The 16,605-nt window shown below is 63.8% G+C and carries 14 protein-coding genes; 6 read left to right on the top strand and 8 right to left on the bottom strand.

What is annotated here, in order from left to right; translation table 11 throughout:
* The first annotated feature begins 60 nt into the window (after positions 1 to 60).
* Both V3C40_RS02235 and V3C40_RS02230 read left to right on the top strand, forming a co-directional pair.
* Positions 61 to 1,035, top strand: coding sequence for a thymidylate synthase (locus V3C40_RS02235; protein ID WP_331776377.1), 975 nt, complete (start codon positions 61 to 63; stop codon positions 1,033 to 1,035).
* Positions 1,035 to 2,078, top strand: coding sequence for an SMI1/KNR4 family protein (locus tag V3C40_RS02230; RefSeq protein ID WP_331776376.1), 1,044 nt, complete (start codon positions 1,035 to 1,037; stop codon positions 2,076 to 2,078). Before V3C40_RS02235 ends, V3C40_RS02230 begins: the two co-directional genes overlap by 1 nt.
* Here the strand turns inward: V3C40_RS02230 and V3C40_RS02225 are convergent.
* The 4 genes from V3C40_RS02225 to V3C40_RS02210 all read right to left on the bottom strand — a co-directional run bounded on the left by V3C40_RS02225 (position 2,075) and on the right by V3C40_RS02210 (position 7,776).
* Entirely contained in the window at positions 2,075 to 4,354 is a 2,280-nt protein-coding gene (locus V3C40_RS02225; protein ID WP_331776375.1) for an outer membrane beta-barrel family protein, read from the bottom strand. The genes V3C40_RS02230 and V3C40_RS02225 overlap by 4 nt on opposite strands.
* A 181-nt stretch (positions 4,355 to 4,535) precedes the next feature.
* Positions 4,536 to 5,861 (bottom strand): VWA domain-containing protein, encoded by a 1,326-nt coding sequence (locus V3C40_RS02220; protein ID WP_331776374.1) that lies wholly within the window; start codon positions 5,859 to 5,861, stop codon positions 4,536 to 4,538.
* A gap of 9 nt (positions 5,862 to 5,870) precedes the next feature.
* Complete coding sequence (locus V3C40_RS02215) at positions 5,871 to 7,124, bottom strand: TerD family protein (RefSeq protein WP_331776373.1); 1,254 nt, start codon at positions 7,122 to 7,124, stop codon at positions 5,871 to 5,873.
* A 76-nt stretch (positions 7,125 to 7,200) separates the two neighbouring features.
* Entirely contained in the window at positions 7,201 to 7,776 is a 576-nt protein-coding gene (locus tag V3C40_RS02210) for a TerD family protein (RefSeq protein ID WP_034755514.1), read from the bottom strand.
* Positions 7,777 to 7,994: 218 nt separating this feature from the next.
* Between V3C40_RS02210 and V3C40_RS02205 the strand changes: the two genes are divergently transcribed.
* From V3C40_RS02205 to V3C40_RS02190, 4 genes are all read left to right on the top strand, one after another.
* A complete protein-coding gene (locus V3C40_RS02205) occupies positions 7,995 to 8,753 on the top strand; it encodes an alpha/beta fold hydrolase (protein ID WP_331776372.1) in 759 nt (252 codons plus the stop codon).
* A gap of 8 nt (positions 8,754 to 8,761) precedes the next feature.
* On the top strand, positions 8,762 to 9,247 hold the full coding sequence (locus tag V3C40_RS02200) for a dihydrofolate reductase (RefSeq protein WP_331776371.1): 486 nt from the start codon (positions 8,762 to 8,764) through the stop codon (positions 9,245 to 9,247).
* Between the two features lie 238 nt (positions 9,248 to 9,485).
* Positions 9,486 to 11,750, top strand: coding sequence for an arginine/lysine/ornithine decarboxylase (locus V3C40_RS02195; RefSeq protein WP_034755510.1), 2,265 nt, complete (start codon positions 9,486 to 9,488; stop codon positions 11,748 to 11,750).
* A 160-nt stretch (positions 11,751 to 11,910) separates the two neighbouring features.
* A complete protein-coding gene (locus V3C40_RS02190) occupies positions 11,911 to 13,290 on the top strand; it encodes a sigma-54-dependent transcriptional regulator (protein ID WP_331776370.1) in 1,380 nt (459 codons plus the stop codon).
* 6 nt (positions 13,291 to 13,296) lie between these two features.
* On the opposite strand, the gene V3C40_RS02185 is transcribed toward V3C40_RS02190, so the two are convergent.
* Genes V3C40_RS02185 through V3C40_RS02170 form a run of 4 tightly spaced genes read right to left on the bottom strand, consistent with a single transcriptional unit; the run spans position 13,297 to position 16,604 of the window.
* Positions 13,297 to 14,025: an amidohydrolase family protein gene (locus V3C40_RS02185; RefSeq protein ID WP_331776369.1), complete on the bottom strand. Its 729-nt coding sequence runs from the start codon at positions 14,023 to 14,025 to the stop codon at positions 13,297 to 13,299.
* A 9-nt stretch (positions 14,026 to 14,034) separates the two neighbouring features.
* Positions 14,035 to 14,685, bottom strand: coding sequence for a hypothetical protein (locus V3C40_RS02180; RefSeq protein ID WP_331776368.1), 651 nt, complete (start codon positions 14,683 to 14,685; stop codon positions 14,035 to 14,037).
* Positions 14,686 to 14,722: 37 nt separating this feature from the next.
* Complete coding sequence (locus tag V3C40_RS02175) at positions 14,723 to 15,592, bottom strand: GIY-YIG nuclease family protein (protein WP_331776367.1); 870 nt, start codon at positions 15,590 to 15,592, stop codon at positions 14,723 to 14,725.
* Positions 15,576 to 16,604 (bottom strand): aminotransferase class I/II-fold pyridoxal phosphate-dependent enzyme, encoded by a 1,029-nt coding sequence (locus tag V3C40_RS02170; protein WP_331776366.1) that lies wholly within the window; start codon positions 16,602 to 16,604, stop codon positions 15,576 to 15,578. Before V3C40_RS02170 ends, V3C40_RS02175 begins: the two co-directional genes overlap by 17 nt.
* Between the last annotated feature and the right edge of the window lies 1 nt (position 16,605).

The following is a 16,605-nucleotide window of genomic DNA, read 5'->3' as shown; positions in this document are numbered from 1 at the left end:
GGCCACATCCCGCCTGTCGCGCCTGCGTTACAATCACCATCCTTACCGTTGGAGAAATACATGCAGCAATATCAAGATTTGATCAAGACCGTGCTCGAAACGGGCAGCTGGCAAGACAACCGCACGGGCATCCGCACCCTGAGCGTGCCGGGCGCCATGATGCGTTTCGACTTGGCCAACGGCAACTTCCCTGCCGTGACGACCAAGAAACTGGCTTTCAAATCCGTGATCGGCGAATTGTGCGCCTTCCTGCGCGCTTCGCGCAACGCGGCCGAGTTCCGCGCGCTGGGCTGCAAGGTCTGGGATCAGAACGCCAATGAAAATGCGCAATGGCTGGCCAACCCCTACCGCGAAGGCGAGGATGACCTCGGTCCCGTGTACGGCGTGCAATGGCGCCAGTGGCCTGCGTATAAACTGCTCGACGCCGCCCAGCCCGCGCAAATCGCCGACGCGCAAGCGAACGGTTTTACGCTCGTTGCTCCCATCGTCGAAGATGACGTGCAAAAAGTGCTGCTGTACAAGGCCGTCGACCAGTTGCGCGAATGCCTGGACACCATCATGACAAACCCCGGCAGCCGGCGCATCCTGTTCCACGGCTGGAACCCGGCCGTGCTCGATGCCGTCGCCCTGCCCGCCTGCCATTTGCTGTACCAGTTCATCCCGAACGCCAGCACGCGCGAAATCTCGCTGTGCTTATATGTGCGCAGCAACGACATCGGCCTGGGCACGCCGTTCAACATCGCCGAAGGCGCGGCCCTGCTGCATCTGGTGGCGCGCCTGACGGGCTACACGCCGCGCTGGTTCACCTATTTCATCGGCGACGCGCACATCTATGAAAACCACCTCGACATGGTGGAAGAGCAATTGAAGCGCACTCCCTTCCCGGCGCCCAAGTTTGTCATTTCCGACCGCGTGCCCGATTACGCCAAAACGGGCAAGTACGAGCCGGAATGGCTGGAAAAGATCGAGCCATCGGATTTCTCGCTGGAAGGCTATGAACACCATGCGCCGATCAAGGCGGCGATGGCCGTCTGATGGCGGCCGCACCGCTGGCAGCACTGCACCGCAAGCTGTTTGACGAAACGGACGGCAACAAGTTCGCCCGCCTGAAAGACCGGCTGCTGAAAAAGCATGGGGCCGACGAGCGGCAAGCCGTGCTGGCCATCCTGATCGCCTATGCCAGGGAAGGCCAGCTGCTGCACTGGCGCGCCTTCCTGATGACCGATATCGTCGCCCTGGCCGAGCCGGGAGAATACGGCGACTTTTTCAGCTGGAGCCTCGATATCGACGGCCTCGCCTACTGGGGCGTGGATGGCATGCTGAAAAGCATGGGCAAGGAAGCCTATGCCCGGCTGGTGGCCCTGGCCACGGCGGAAAACGCCAAGCTCAGCGTGCGCGCCAAGGCCGTCAAAAGCCTGGCCGTGTTCAGCCGCCAGCCTTTCGATGCCGGTTTGCCGCAGGACCCCGGCCACTGGAAGGCCGAGCAACTGCGGCTGGACGCCGTGCTGGCATGGCAAGCGGACGGCTACTTTGACGGCGCAGGCTACAGGGCGCCCGCCACGCATTACACGTTAACCCAGCCGCTTTCGCGCCTGGAAATGGCAGCCGCCTTCCTGGAACGAAAACTGGCGCCGCGGCGCCAACACGAACAGGACTTGGCCCAACCGTCGAACTGGCTGACGATCGCCAGCGCCATGGACATGGCCGAGATCGACGCGCACTGGGTCTTGCCGGAAATATACCACCGCTTCCTGGAATGGTATTCGCCGCTGCGCGTGCATGTCGACGGCAAGCGCTTCCCGCAGGGCCTGCATCTGTACGGTGCGGCCGAGCTGGTGAAGGCACAGCACGGTTACTCCGTCCATGCGGTGCACCATCACCAAATCGCGTCCTGGCCACCGAAGCTGGTGGTGATTGCTGACGCGGGCGGCGACCCGTACTGCGTGCATCTGGAAGAAAGAAGCATCGACGGCGACTTGCCCGTGTACCGCGCCAAACATGGCGCGGGCGGATGGCGCTTCGAGCTTCATACGGACGATTTCATTGACTTCCTGCACCAGATCGCGCTGGCGGCCTAGCCCGGTTCGCCTCCCGGTCCGCCCGGACCGGGACCGCCAGGTCCGCCTGGCCCGCGTCCGCCCGGCGGACCGAAGCGCGGTTCGCGCTCGCCCTCTTTCGCCGCCGACGTGGCGCCGCCCAGGCGGTACGACAGCCCCACATAAATCATCCGTCCATCAAAGCGCCGCGTGCTCGTCTCGCGCAGGGACGCGCTGTTGATGACGGTTTCCATCTTGTTGCTGCTGAACACATCGGTCACATTCATGACCAGGCTCAGCTGCGGTGTCACCGTGTGGCGCCAGCTCACATTCAAAGTATTGTTCGGCGAGCGGTAGCCCTGTCCCGACAGCGTCTTGCCCTGCATTTGCAGGGCCAGTTGCAACTGGTTACTGGCATCGAACTGGTAATTGAGGCGCGCGCGGCCGCTCAGTGCATTCGCCGTGCGCGTGCTGCGGTTGCCCAGGTCGTCGGAACTCGTTTGCTGGCTGCGCGCCAGGTTGCCGCTCGTGTTCAGGGTCAAGGATGGTGTCAGCTTGCCGCTGACGCTGAACTCGAGGCCGCTCGAATGGCTGCCCTCGCCGTTTTCCCGCGTGGTCAAGAGCACATTGTCGCTGATAAAGTAGCGGTAATCGACGATGGCGTCCGTGTCGCGGCGGTGGTAGGCGCGCAAGCTGCTTTCCAGGCCCGCGATCTTCGTTTCATAGCCGATCTCGAACGAATCCGTCTGCGTGGGTTTCAGCTTGGGGTTGCCGGCCGACACATTGAACTCGTCGCGGTAGACCACGTACGGATTCAGGTCGCCCGCATTCGGGCGGCGGATGCGGTGCGCATAGCTGAAGCGCAAGTTGCTCTCGTCGCTGACCTTGTAGGTGGCGAACAGGCTGGGAATGTAGTTGACGTAATTGTTGCTGGCCTCGATGCCGCTGGTGATCTGGCGCACGTTCAAGTCCGTGTATTCGGCGCGCAAGCCGGCCAGCGCGCCCCAGCGTTCGGTCAGGCGCATCTGGTAGGAGCCGTACAGGGCCACAGTGCGCTCGTCGAGCTCGAAACGGTTGCTGCGCATGGGGTTGACGATTTCCGCCAGGCTGGCCGGGTTGATGTCCGTATATAAAGTGTCGAAGCTGCTCTTGTTGTCAGCCACCTTGTAGCCGAGCTTGGCCGTGCCGCCCGCCAGCGGACGCTCGTAGTCGCCGCTGAAGTCGACGATGCGGTTGCCCGTTTCGCTGTGCTGGCGTGCGCGGCTGTCGAAGGTGTTGACGGGCGCCACCGCGTAGATATTCGCGTAATCGCTGTCGCTCTCGTTGGTCGACGACGACACGCGCAAGTCGATTTTAAGGGTTTCGCCCGGCAATTCGCCCTTGTGGTCGTAGCGCGCGCCCCAGCTGTAGTTGCGGCTGTCGCCATTGCGCACGGTGCTGCGCACATAGTCGCCGATGGTGCTGCCCGTGCTGTCGCCATTGATGTAGCGGTCGAGCGAGCGCTGGTCGTTGCTGCGCCCGTTATACGACACGCTGGCGGCCAGGGTATCGTTGGCGTTCAGGTTGTAATTGACGGTGCCGTGCAAGCCCAGCGAGTCGTTCAAGCCATTGTTGGTGGATTGCTGGCTGCTGGGGGAAAATGCCCCTGTGCTACGTTCCAGGCGCTCGCGGCTGACCTCGCCCACGGAATTGCGGCCGTCATGGCGCACATTGATGCCGCCCTGGTAGCCCCACGGGCCTTCGTTGTAGGTGCCGGACACTGAACTGTTGTAGCGCCCCGCGATGCCCGCATTCGCGTTGACGGTGGCAAAGCCGCCCGGCTTGCGGTTGCGCCGCATCACCAGGTTCAGGATGGGGCCGCCACCGGCCTCGTTGCCGAACTGGGCGCCGGGATTGTTGATCACTTCCACGGATTCGATATCGTCGGCCGCCATGGCGTTCAGGGTGGCGCCGCGCGAGTCGCCCTGCAGCATGGCCGACGGTTTACCGTCGATCAATATCTGCACATTGCTGCTGCCGCGCAGGGACACGGAACCATCGGGATCGACGGCCACCGACGGCACATTGTTCAAGGCATCGGCCGCCGTGCCGTTGCTGCTGCCCACGTCGGACTTGACGTCGTAGACTTGGCGGTCGATACGGCCCGTGGGACGTTCGGCCGTCACACTGACGGAAGGCGTAGAATCGGCGGCGGGCGCCTTGGCCGGTGCGGGCTTGACGACGGTGTCGCCGCTGATAGTCGTGGTTTGGGCCTGGACAGCGGCGCCGGAGACGAGCAGGCTGCCGCCCGCCAGACAGTGAAAGAGGATTTTATGCATTTGCTTAAAAAATAATGGAGACGCTACGGATGAGGCACTACGCCGCGGCGTGAGGGCACAGGTGTGGGCACAGTTCAAGCATGCCACGACTCCATTACGCAAAGCAAATGCGAACCATTGTTATTTACTTCAATTTACAAATCTCTTGCACTTGTGGTCATACAGCCTCATCCGATGACCACTACCTCAGCAAGCCATTGCCGCGTGCCAATTTCAGCCAGCCCGGATATTCCGTCATCAACAAGTCATACAGTTCCGCATCGCTGTGCTCGTCGGGCGAGCTGACGGAAAAGTAATTGGCATTGTCGACCAGGCGTCCCTGCAATTCGTCGAGCTTTTCCAGGAACGGGAAATCGGAATCGGCAAAGGCGGAAAGAAACTTGCTTTTCGACTTGCGTCCCTTGCCGATGCCCATGAATTGCCAGAAGATGGGTTCATTGCTGGCCCAGCGCAATTGCTTCTCCGTCGTCGCCTGATCGCTCGTGCCGCCATCGGTGACGAACATGACGTACACGGGCACCTCGGCCGCGACGGGCCGCGTGCGCTCGCCGCCGGCCTTGTCGGGGAAATAGAACGCGCGGATCGCCTGCATGGCGGCGCCATAGCGCGTGTCGCCTTCGAGCGGATGGCGCTGTATCGCCTGGCTCACATAGGTATTGCAGTTGCTCAAGGCCATGGGCGCCGGATGGTGGACGTTCTTGCCGAACAGGAAAACATCGATCTCGCCATCGTCATCGAACTTGCAGCCCAGGGCCAGGATGCGCTCGGCAAAGCGCTGCACCAGCCCCTCTTTATACAGCCGTCCCATGGAACCGGAAATATCGAGGCACAGACACACCTTGGCGCGGTGATCAAGCAGCCCCACTTTTTGCAGGGACACGCCCGCCTGCTTGACGAGGCTGACCAGTTGCGGCGCTTCGCGTTCCACGCGCTTTTCCAGATTGATCTTCGCCTGCATGACGGCCGAGGCCGCTGCGGGGGCAGCCTGCTCGACTTCACCGCCGAAGTGGCGCACGAGCGCATCGAGTCCGCCATTGAAACCTTGTCCCACGGCCATGCAGCGCCAGCCGCCATCCTTGCGGTAGAGTTCAAGCAGCATGACGGCTTTTTCCTCTGCAAAATCCGCACCGGCAAACGCAAAGCGGGCCAGCTCGCGTGCGCCCGCCTGCAGGCGCACGTGGCCAGCTTGCAGCTGCGACATCACGCCGCCGCCATCGATGGACGCCGTCACGACGAGGCGGTCTATGCCGGCCGGCAAGCGCGCCAGCTGCAAGGCAAACTCCGTCGTGTCGCCGCCGCTGCCGGCACGCGCTTCCACGCCGCCGCACGGCGTGCGCGGCTGGTTGAAAAAGGTCATGTAGCGTTCGTCGGACAGTTTCCCGCTGGCGTCGAGGCCGAAGCAGGCCACGTCGAGCGCCAGCCCCTGCGCGGCCACGCCGATCTGCAGCACGCCATCGGGAACGAGATTGGCCAGCGGCAAGCGCTGTCCCTTGGACAAGGTTTCCATCAGTGTCTCCTAGGCGATGTAGCGGCGCGGATTATCGGCATTGCAGTCATCTTCGTCTTCCTTGTCCTCGCCCTTGAAGACGACGGGACCGTTGAAGGCCAGCTGCAGGTTCTCGCCCTGCCAGCTCAGCCACGGCGTCGCTTCGCTCCCCGGCTCCGACGTCTTGCCGGACGGCTCGAGGATGATGCTGTCGTTCGTGATGCGCGCCATGCCGATCACATAGGTGTAGACGGAATCATCGTCGGCCGCCTTGGACAGGCGGAAGTCGAACGCGCACTCGACGATCTGCTCGCCATATTGCATGACCATCTTCGGCCGCATGGACGCGACCGAGACGGCGCCATTGGCCACCGCCGAATACACGCTGAAGACGAGGCCCACCGTGCCGCCGTAATGCTGCGCCAGCGCGGGGTTGACTTCCACTGTTTCCGTGGCCGGCTCCTTGCCCGCCGCGCCCGCCACGTCGCCCAGGTGGCGCACGTAGGGCATGGCGTCGAAGCTGCCTGCCGTGTCCGGCGCCTGGATGAAGCGCATCTGGCCATTCGGCAAGAGGATGCCGACACGCAAATCGAGGTCGTCGTTATCGTCGTCGCCATCGCCGTTATCGACCCAGGTCGCCTTGACGGTGAGTTTCTTCGGCGCGCCCGCGCCCTTTTCCAGCGACACCTTGTGCGTCTGGCCCGCCTTGGTCAGCGAAATTTTGGACAGGGAAATCTTGGGCGCCGGCGCCGGCTCCGCTACCGCCGGCGCTACTTCGCCGCCGAAATGCGCGACCAGCGCATCGAGGCCGCCATTGAAACCCTGGCCCACGGCCATGAAGCGCCAGCCGCCATCCTTGCGGTAGAACTCGCCCAGCATGACGGCTTTTTCTTGCGCAAAATCAGCGCCTGCATACGTGTAGCGGGCCAATTCTCTGCCGCCGTCGAGCAGCCGCAGGTAGCCGCTGCCCAGCTGCGCCATGGTGGCATCGCCATCGATGGCGGCCGTGACGACCAGGCGCTCGATGGACGCAGGCAAACGGTCGAGCTGATAGCTGAAACCGGCCGCATCGCCGGACGGCGCCGCGGTTTCCACGCCGCCGCACGGCGTGCGCGGCTGGTTGAAGAAAGTCATGTAGCGGTCATCGGACAGCTTGCCGTTGGCGTCGAGGCCGAAACAGGCGAAATCCAGCGTCACGCCGGCGCTGGCCAGACCCAGTTGCACAATATTGCCCGTGACGAGGCCGGACAGCGCCAAGCGCTGCCCCTTGATCAGGTTTTCCATGGAGTCAGGGAGAAAGATGGGAAAGACAGAACCGGGCAGCGGTGCCACCCGGTACATTTACGCAAACAACTGGTTGTTAAGCATTAATACCGAAAGAGCGGGCCAGAGGGCCCAGGCCGCCTTTGAAGCCTTGACCAATTGCCTTGAATTTCCATTCGCTGCCGGCACGGTAGACTTCGCCGAAGATCATGGCCGCTTCCGTCGAGCCGTCTTCCGACAGGTCGTAGCGGGCGATTTCCGCGCCGTTGTCGCCGTTCAGGCAGCGGATGTAGGCCTTGCCGACCATGCCGAAGTTCTGCTTGCGGTTTTCCGCGTCGTGGATGGTGACGGCCACGGCGATCTTGTCGATGTCGGCAGGCACGTTGGCCAGGTCGACGGCGATTTTTTCGTCATCGCCATCGCCGCCGCCCGTCGTGTTGTCGCCCGCGTGGACGATGGAGCCGTCGGCCGACTTCAGGTTGTTATAGAAAATGAAATCGGCATCGGAACGGGCCTTGCCATCCGTTTTCAGCAGGAAGGCGCTGCCGTCCAGATCGAATGCGGCGCCATCGGTGGCGCGCGGGTCCCAGCCCAGGCCAATCACGATTTTCTTCAAGCCAGGAGCTTCCTTGCTCAGGTTGACATTGCCGCCTTTTTGCAAACTGATCGCCATGGTGTTTCCTCTTTGTATAATTAGTGGGTTGCATTCGGTGTTTCAGGTCACGTCGCCGGTACGCCGGCTTGATGAGCCATGAGCCTACCATAAAGTGGCTGTTTGCCAGCCGCGCACTATTGAAAATAATGCCATGCAGAAAATACCATGCCGCTGCCTCAATGCGCAAAATGACGGATAATGCCGCTCGACAAAAATTTTCCCAACCAAGCTTGCCCTTGAACAATACCAAGATACGGCTCGACTGCATCCCCGGCACCCTGTGCGACGAGCGCCTGTGGTCGCGCCTGACCCCTGCCTTGGGCGGCGCCTTTGATCTGCGGCACGTGCCCCTGCACGAGGCGCGCACGCGCCCGCAGATGCAGGCACTGATCGCCAGCCACAGCGCGCCACGGGCCCATCTGGTGGGCTTTTCGCTGGGCGCCTATCTGGCGCTCGAGCACGCGCTGGCGCACCCGCAGCGTGTCCAGTCGCTCACTTTGATCGCCAATTCCGCCAAAGGTTTGCTGCCGGCGGAAATTGAGGCACGCCAACGCATCGTCGCCATGCTGGAACGCAATGCCTATGCGGGCATCACGCGCCAGCGCCTGCGCGAACTGCTGCACCCAGCGCACTTGCAGGACACCGGCATCACGGGCCTGATCCAGCAGATGGGTCTGGACCTGGGCAAGGACGTGCTGCTGGCGCAATTCATCACCACCATCGATCGCCCGGACCTGATGGCGCGCTTGCCGGAACTCGGTTTTCCCGTGCTGATCGTGGGCGCCGAAGACGACAAGCTCGTCAATCCCGACGACCTGCGCGCCATGGCCGCCCGCTTGCCGCAGGCCACCTTGCACCTGCTGAAAGAGAACACCGGCCACATGATTCCGCTGGAGGCGCCGGGACCGCTGGCCGGCGCCATGCGTGCGCATCTGGAGGCGGCGGGCAATTTCAACGATAATGACGGGCATCGGGCATCGCCCCCACCACTTTGACAGAACCAATGAGCCATCTGACCATCATCGTCGCCACCGACCAGCAAGGCGGCATCGGCATCGACAACACCCTGCCGTGGAAACTGCCGGAAGACATGGCGCGTTTCAAGCGCTTGACGACGGGCCATCCCGTCCTCATGGGACGCAAGACCTTCGACTCCATCGGCCGTCCGCTGCCAAACCGCCGCAACATCGTCATCTCGCGCAACCCGGACTGGCGCCATGAGGGCGTGGAAGCGGTATCGTCGGTGGAAGCGGCCATCGCCCTGCTCGATGGCGCCGAAGGTTACGTCATCGGCGGCGCGGAAATCTACAAGCAGTCACTGCCCCTGACACAGCGTTTGCTCATCACGGAAATCGGCCAGACATTTGACTGCGACGCGTTTTTCCCCGCCGTTGACCATACCGTGTGGCAAGAGACCGCGCGCGAAGCGCATGTTTCGGAGAAATCCGGCCTGCCTTACGCCTTTGTCACGCTGGAACGCAAAGCCTGATAAGGTTGAGAATTATGGCCAGAATGTTGCTGTAATACCCCTGTCACACCCATGCGTCACGCTAGCGTACGCTTGTGACGCTTTACTACGATATTTTTTTCCCGCAGAGGCCGCATTTCTGCGAGAATCCCGTTCTTATTTTTTTTCTGCGGCTGCCGGCTTGTATCACCGCCTGAGGTCGCGCCCTAGTCCGCCCCTTCACATCTGTCAGGGGCGGCTTGCTTTTTTGGAGACATGCATGAAATTTCGTTTCCCTATCGTCATCATTGACGAGGATTTCCGTTCTGAAAATACGTCCGGCCTGGGCATTCGCGCCCTTGCCGCCGCAATGGAAAAAGAAGGCATGGAAGTGCTGGGCGTGACCAGCTACGGCGATTTGTCGCAATTTGCCCAGCAACAATCGCGCGCGTCAGCCTTCGTGCTGTCGATCGACGATGAAGAATTCGGCGGCGGTTCCATCGAGGAAACCGACCACGCCTTGAAATCGCTGCGCGCCTTTGTCGAGGAAATCCGCTACAAGAACGCCGACATCCCCATCTATCTGTACGGCGAAACGCGCACCTCGCGCCATATCCCCAACGATATCCTGCGCGAACTGCACGGTTTCATCCACATGTTCGAAGATACGCCGGAATTCGTCGCGCGCCACATCATCCGCGAAGCGAAATCCTACCTGGACGGCCTGTCGCCGCCGTTCTTCCGCGCGCTGGTGCACTACGCCAACGACGGTTCCTACTCGTGGCACTGCCCCGGCCACTCGGGCGGCGTGGCTTTCCTGAAGTCGCCGATCGGCCAGATGTTCCACCAGTTCTTCGGTGAAAACATGCTGCGCGCCGACGTCTGCAACGCCGTCGAAGAACTGGGCCAGCTGCTCGACCATACGGGTCCTGTCGCCGCGTCGGAACGCAATGCGGCGCGCATCTTCAATGCCGATCATTGCTATTTCGTCACCAACGGCACGTCGACTTCGAACAAGATGGTATGGCACTCGACCGTCGCGCCAGGCGACATCGTCGTCGTCGACCGCAATTGCCACAAATCGATCCTGCATTCGATCATCATGTGCGGCGCGATTCCCGTGTTCCTGATGCCGACGCGCAATCACCTGGGCATCATCGGCCCTATCCCGCTGCATGAATTTACGCCGGAAAGCATTGCCCGCAAGATCGAGGCGAACCCGTTTGCGCGCGAAGCAAAGAACAAGAAGCCGCGCATTCTGACCATCACGCAATCGACCTACGATGGCGTGATCTACAACGTGGAAACCCTGCGCGAAATGCTGGACGGCAAGATCGACACCCTGCACTTCGACGAAGCATGGCTGCCGCACGCCACCTTCCACGATTTCTACAAGAATATGCACGCCATCGGCAAGGACCGTCCGCGCGCCAAGGAATCGATGATCTTCTCGACCCAGTCCACGCACAAATTGCTGGCCGGCTTGTCGCAGGCCTCGCAAATCCTCGTGCGCGAATCGGACACGGTCAAGCTGGACCAGGACGCCTTCAACGAGGCTTACCTGATGCACACCTCGACGTCGCCGCAGTATTCCATCATCGCCTCGTGCGACGTGGCCGCGGCCATGATGGAAGCGCCAGGCGGGACGGCCCTGGTGGAAGAGTCGATCATGGAAGCGCTCGATTTCCGCCGCGCCATGAAGAAGATCGACCAGGAATGGGGCCAGGACTGGTGGTTCCAGGTCTGGGGTCCGTCCAGCTTCAACGACGAAGGCATGGGCCAGCAGGAAGACTGGATGATACGCGCCGAGGATGACTGGCACGGCTTCGGCGACCTGGCTCCCGGCTTCAACATGCTCGACCCGATCAAGGCGACCATCGTCAACCCGGGCCTGTCGCTGGACGGCCAGTTCGGCGACACGGGCATCCCCGCGTCCATCGTCACCAAATACCTGGCCGAGCACGGCGTCATCATTGAAAAATGCGGCCTGTACTCGTTCTTCATCATGTTCACCATCGGCATCACCAAGGGCCGCTGGAATACCCTGCTGACCGCGTTGCAGCAGTTCAAGGACGACTACGACAAGAACCAGCCGATGTGGCGCATCCTGCCGGAATTCGCGGCAGCCAACCCACGCTACGAAAAAATGGGCTTGCGCGACCTGTGCCAGCAGATCCACGATTTCTACAAGGCTTACGACGTGGCGCGTCTGACGACGGAAATGTATCTGTCGGACATGATCCCGGCCATGAAGCCGTCGGACGCGTTCGCCAAGATGGCGCACCGCGAAATCGAGCGCGTGGCCATCGACGAACTGGAAGGCCGCATCACGTCCATCCTGCTGACGCCGTATCCGCCGGGCATTCCGCTCCTGATCCCCGGCGAGCGCTTCAACAAGACCATCGTCGACTACCTGCGCTTCGCGCGCGACTTCAACGAGCGCTTCCCGGGCTTCGAGACGGATGTGCATGGTCTCGTGAAACGCGAAGTCGATGGCAAGCGCGGATATTTTGTTGATTGCGTGAAATTGGATGAGAACGTCTAAAGACGTTGACGTTCGTTGAACTTCATTAAATAGCGCCGCCTGATGCAAATCAGGCGGCGTTTTTCATTTGATGCACTACCGCGCACGCTTGCGCCAGATCAAACGGCTGGGGTATCGGGCTTCTAAGATGGGCCACTCGTGCCCTCGTGATGGCTGGCATATGACGCTCAAGGTGTGGCTGGAAATCGTGCAGCAGGCGGCGGCTGGCAGTGGCGCCTTGCTGATGACGGCCTTGAAGCAGGCTCAGGTAACTGTAGCCCGGCGGCACGATGGCGAGGAAGATGGGGCGGGCATCGTCCTGTTTGCCGAGGCCAATGCCTCGCTGCTGCAAGCGCTGCCAGCACTGTGCCGCCATGCCTCCGTGCTGGCCATTGCCGCCTGCGGCCAGCCTCCCAGCTGCGCGCAAAAGCGCGCCCTGCTGGCGGCCGGCGCGCTCGATGTGCTGCTGTGGCCGGCCGGTAGCATCGATGCGGGCCAGGTGCTGGCGCGCCTGCAGCGTTGGCAGGCCGTGGCGCAGCTGCTGGCGTCCGGCGCCGTGCGCCAGCAGCTGGTGGGCGAGAGCGCGGCCTGGACCGCCTTGCTGCACCAGGTGGTGGAAATGGCCGCCTTCAGCCAGGCGTCGATGCTGATCACGGGCGAGACGGGCACGGGCAAGGATTTACTGGCGCAACTGGTCCACCGCCTCGGCAACTGCAGCGGCGACTTCACCATCCTCGACTGCACCACCCTGTCGCCGGACCTGGCTGGCAGCGAACTGTTCGGCCATGAACGGGGCGCTTTTACAGGCGCGGCGGCCGCGCGCGATGGCGCTTTCGCCCTGGCCGACGGCGGCGTGCTGTTTCTCGACGAAGTGGGCGAACTGCCGCTGCCCTTGCAGGCGCAGCTGCTGCGCGCCATCCAGGAGCGCAAATACAAGCGCGTGGGCGGCAATACCTGGCAACCGACCCAGTTTCGCCTCGTCTGCGCCACCAACCGCGAACTGGAACATGAGGTGGCGCGCGGCACCTTTCGCGCCGACCTGTATTACCGCATCGCCGGCTGGCGTTGCCAAACGCCACCCCTGCGCGAGCGCCAGGACGACATCCTGCCGCTGGCCCGGCATTTCCTCGCCGAGCTGGCGCAGCGCCCTCCGCCCGCGCTGGACGCGGCCGTGCGCGAATACCTACTGCTGCGCGACTATCCGGGCAATGTGCGCGAGTTGCGCCAGACCGTCACGCGCATCTGGCACCGCCATTGCGGCCCCGGCCCCATCACCATCGGCGCCCTGCCGCCAAACGAACAGCTGCTGGCACCGCACTGGCCTGACCAGTATTTCGAAGCGGCCGTGCGGCGGGCCCTGGCCCAGGGCTGCAAGCTGTCGCACATCACGCGTTGCGCCACCGACGTGGCCATCCGCCTGGTGCTGGCCGAGGAGCACGGCAATAACCAGCGCGCGGCCGCCCGCCTGGGCGTGACCGACCGCGCCCTGCAGATACGCCGCAAGGCGGCTACCTGCGCGGAGCAAGCCGCTACTGCCGCGACACCGCCGGCGGCCTTTTGATCTGCCTCACGCCAGCCGCGCCAGCCGCAAAAAATTGCCGCCCGTGACCAGCGCCGCATCGAGCGGCGGCAATCCCAGCAACTCGATCTTGTGCAATTCCAGTCCCGGATGCAGCCACGGACCGTCCGAGCCGAACAGGACCTTGTGCGGCCCCGCGCGGCGCACGGCCTGCTGCAGCAAGTCGAAGCGGCGCACGCCCGAGCTGTCCGTATGGATATTCGGATGGCGCACAAGGTGGTCGATCAGCGCCAGCTGCGCCGCCCAGTCGTCGCCAAAGCTACCCAGGTGCGGCAAAATGAAATTGACGTCGGGATACTGCTGCGCCAGCAGCTCGGCCACGGCCACCTCGCCGGCCGGGTCGTACAGCACGGGCAAACCGAAGAAGCGCGCCGCCTCGCACAGTTCGCCGCTGATGCGCGCGTCAAGCCGGTGCGCCTTGATGCCGACAAAACCGTAACGCTCGACGGCCGTGCGCACCATGTCCTGGATGCGGCCCCGGTCGCGCCGCGCATGCACGAAGGCAAAGCCGTAAAACCGCTGCGGATCGGAGGCGACCAGGCGCGCCACGCCATGGTTGGCGATGGCGTAGTCGGAGTGAAAGGTGGCAAACAGCACGCTGCGGGCGATGCCGGCCGCCTGCGCGCGGCGCAAATAGGCCTGCAGCGGCGCATCGCTGTCCCACGGCCCGCTCAAGCCGTCTCCCGGACCCGCATGGCAATGGCAATCGATGATCATCGTGCCACGCTATTGCCAGTCGCCCATGACGACGATGCGGTTGCCGCGCCGGCGCCAGCGTCCGCTTTCATCTTCCTGCTGCGGCGCAGGCGAGCGAAAGTGCGGCAATTGCTGGTGCAGGGCCCGCGTCAGCGCGCTTTCCACGGCGCGCGCGCTGCCATCGCTGTCGCCGGCCAGGCGCGCCGCCTGTCCCGCGATGCGCACGAAGCGGCGCGCCAGTTCCAGCTCGCGGTCGGCCGGCGCCGCGTTCTCCATTTCCAGCTCCAGCGCATTGCTGGCCGCGCGCCCCAGGGCCGAACCGAGCGCCGTGCCCACGCCCGGTATCGGGATCATCGAACCGAGGGCGCCGCCGACAAAGGGCAAGGCCGTCTTGGCCACGGCCTTCAAGGCGCCGCCCAGCGGCTTGGCCACCTTGGCGATCGTAGCGCCCACTTTCTTGACGCCCTTCCACACGCTCTTGAAGACATTGCCGAGAAACTGCTCCAGTTCCTCCTCGCTGGCCACTTCCAGCAATTCCATGGCCAGCTGCATTTCTTCCTCTTCGCTGAAGACGGCCGGCGCGCGGCCCTTGCCGGGCCACTCCCGGCCGAATTCCAGCACTTCAAACGCGGCGCCGGCCCGCTGCCGGCATTGCCCGCATTCACATTCGAGTTGGTGCATGATGCTCTCCTTCACAGTCGTCAAGCTACTGTCGTCGTCAACCCCACATTTCGCCCAGCACGGCCATTTCCAGTTCGCGCCGCTGGTTCGTCAACACGCCGCGCCGGTGGGTAAACATGTCGCTGTGGATACCCTTTTCCAGAATGCGCCGCTGTGCGGCCGACGATAGCGGCGCCACATAGACGTCATGCGCGCTCATGTCGATGCCCATCATCTTGCCGCACAGATGGTGCTGTTTCAGGCGCCGCCGCAAATCGTCGGTCTGGCCGCTGTAGGCGCGCCGGCCATCCTTGGTGTCAAACTCGATCACATACAGGCCCGGCCCCGTGGCGTTCGCATCGTTGACGGCCTGCGGAATCGCGCCCACCGCCTGGTAGCGCAAGGCGGCCGCGCCCGGTACGCGGCCCAGGGTGGACGCCAGGATGGGCGGCACTTCGCCCTGCATCTGGCCGTCATCCTGGTCCGGGTTTTGATCCGCTCCTTGATCCTGCCCCTGGTCTTGGTCTTGATATTGGCCCGTGTCCTGATACGGCGCCGGATAAATGGTGGGATAGATGGCGCCATAGCCGCCCCAGCCCCGGTAGCGTGGCGGATACGGCAAGGGCGGCGGCGGATAGCGCGGTGGCCGGCGCCCCTGGCCCTGGTAGCGTGGCGGCGCGGGACGGCGCGGGCCCCGCAGCGGCGGCCTTGCGCGCAGGCCGCCACCGCGCATGGCGCCGCGCCCACCGCCAGGGCGCGCACGCTCGCCTTCCCATTCGCTCTCCCATTCACCTTCCCACTCGCCCTCGTCCTCCCCCTCTTGCGTCCCTTCTTGCGACCACTCCTGCGACCATTCCCCCAGCCACTCCTGCTCGCCGGCCGCTCCCGCCTGTCCCCCAAAGGGCAGCATTTCAAACGCTTCGTTCATATCGCCTCCTCGTATGATGTTCAAGCAAGTTCATTGCCTGTTCCAGTTGCCGGGGCGTCTGGTCGGCCCGCAGCAGAAAAGTCAGCGCGCCGGGACCGTCCCCCGCTTGCGCCAGCGCCAGCACGCCCGCGGCGCGCAAGGCTAGCTGCAAATGGGCGCGCCCGGGCAGGCGCTGCACGGGAAAGCTGCCGCCCCGGCAAGCGATGCCGGCCGCCGCCATTCCCGCCCGCCATTGCGCCACCCTGTCCGCCAGGCTGGCGCGCAAGGTGTCGCCATGGCGCGCGTTGAGCGCCAGCGCCCGCCGCGCCGCCGCCAGCACGGCGGCCGAAGGCGGACTGGCATGCACGCGTGTCTGGCTGTGCGCCGCGAAGCGCCGCAGCAGCTTGCGGCTGCCGGCCAGCACGGCCAGCGGCACGCCGAAGCCCTTGGCCAGCGAGGCGCCGATGATCAGCGACTCCCCTTGCAAACCATGCAGCCGCGCCGAGCCGCCGCCCTGTGTACCCGCCACGCCCAGCACCTGCGTGTCGTCGAGCAGCAGATAACCGCCGCCCTGGCGCGCCAGCGTCGCATAGCCGGCCAGCGGCAAGACCTGTTCGCTGCCAGGCACATAGCCATCGGCCAGTATCAATGGACGCCGCCCTTGCCTGCCCCAGGCCGCCACCAGTTGCCGCAGCGCCGCCATCTCGCCGCTGGGAAACACTTGCTGCGGCAAGCCCAGGGCCTGCGCCCGCTCGGCGCCCCAGCGCGCGATGGCGTAACTGCCGCCATCGACAAGGATCACCAGGCGCTCGGCAGCCAGCATGCCGAACAGGTCCCAGAACAGGTGCAGGGTCGACGGCAGCACGCAGGCCGCCTCGCAGCCTTGCAGAGCCGCCAGATCCGCGGCCAGGGCCGGCGCGCCGGGCAGCTCCTGCAGCGCCGCCGGCTGGCCCAGGGTCAGGCTGCTCCACGGCGCCAGCGCGGCGGCCGGATGGCGCATGCCCAGATACAGGGCACTGGTAAAGTCGAGCATG

Source organism: Janthinobacterium sp. LS2A (genome assembly GCF_036543145.1).
GTDB lineage: Bacteria > Pseudomonadota > Gammaproteobacteria > Burkholderiales > Burkholderiaceae_D > Janthinobacterium > Janthinobacterium aestuarii.
The sequence above is the reverse complement of the archived record's forward strand: the minus strand, read 5'-3'. Positions and strand labels throughout refer to the sequence as shown.

What these genes read in the sequence shown, in the direction of transcription:
- V3C40_RS02235 (WP_331776377.1), top strand. Translation starts at nt 61, where the DNA reads ATGCAGCAATATCAAGATTTGATCAAGACCGTGCTCGAAACGGGCAGC.
- V3C40_RS02230 (WP_331776376.1), top strand. Translation starts at nt 1,035, where the DNA reads ATGGCGGCCGCACCGCTGGCAGCACTGCACCGCAAGCTGTTTGACGAA.
- V3C40_RS02225 (WP_331776375.1), bottom strand. Translation starts at nt 4,354, where the DNA reads ATGCATAAAATCCTCTTTCACTGTCTGGCGGGCGGCAGCCTGCTCGTC.
- V3C40_RS02220 (WP_331776374.1), bottom strand. Translation starts at nt 5,861, where the DNA reads ATGGAAACCTTGTCCAAGGGACAGCGCTTGCCGCTGGCCAATCTCGTT.
- V3C40_RS02215 (WP_331776373.1), bottom strand. Translation starts at nt 7,124, where the DNA reads ATGGAAAACCTGATCAAGGGGCAGCGCTTGGCGCTGTCCGGCCTCGTC.
- V3C40_RS02210 (WP_034755514.1), bottom strand. Translation starts at nt 7,776, where the DNA reads ATGGCGATCAGTTTGCAAAAAGGCGGCAATGTCAACCTGAGCAAGGAA.
- V3C40_RS02200 (WP_331776371.1), top strand. Translation starts at nt 8,762, where the DNA reads ATGAGCCATCTGACCATCATCGTCGCCACCGACCAGCAAGGCGGCATC.
- V3C40_RS02195 (WP_034755510.1), top strand. Translation starts at nt 9,486, where the DNA reads ATGAAATTTCGTTTCCCTATCGTCATCATTGACGAGGATTTCCGTTCT.
- V3C40_RS02190 (WP_331776370.1), top strand. Translation starts at nt 11,911, where the DNA reads ATGACGCTCAAGGTGTGGCTGGAAATCGTGCAGCAGGCGGCGGCTGGC.
- V3C40_RS02185 (WP_331776369.1), bottom strand. Translation starts at nt 14,025, where the DNA reads ATGATCATCGATTGCCATTGCCATGCGGGTCCGGGAGACGGCTTGAGC.
- V3C40_RS02180 (WP_331776368.1), bottom strand. Translation starts at nt 14,685, where the DNA reads ATGCACCAACTCGAATGTGAATGCGGGCAATGCCGGCAGCGGGCCGGC.
- V3C40_RS02175 (WP_331776367.1), bottom strand. Translation starts at nt 15,592, where the DNA reads ATGAACGAAGCGTTTGAAATGCTGCCCTTTGGGGGACAGGCGGGAGCG.
- V3C40_RS02170 (WP_331776366.1), bottom strand. Translation starts at nt 16,604, where the DNA reads ATGCTCGACTTTACCAGTGCCCTGTATCTGGGCATGCGCCATCCGGCC.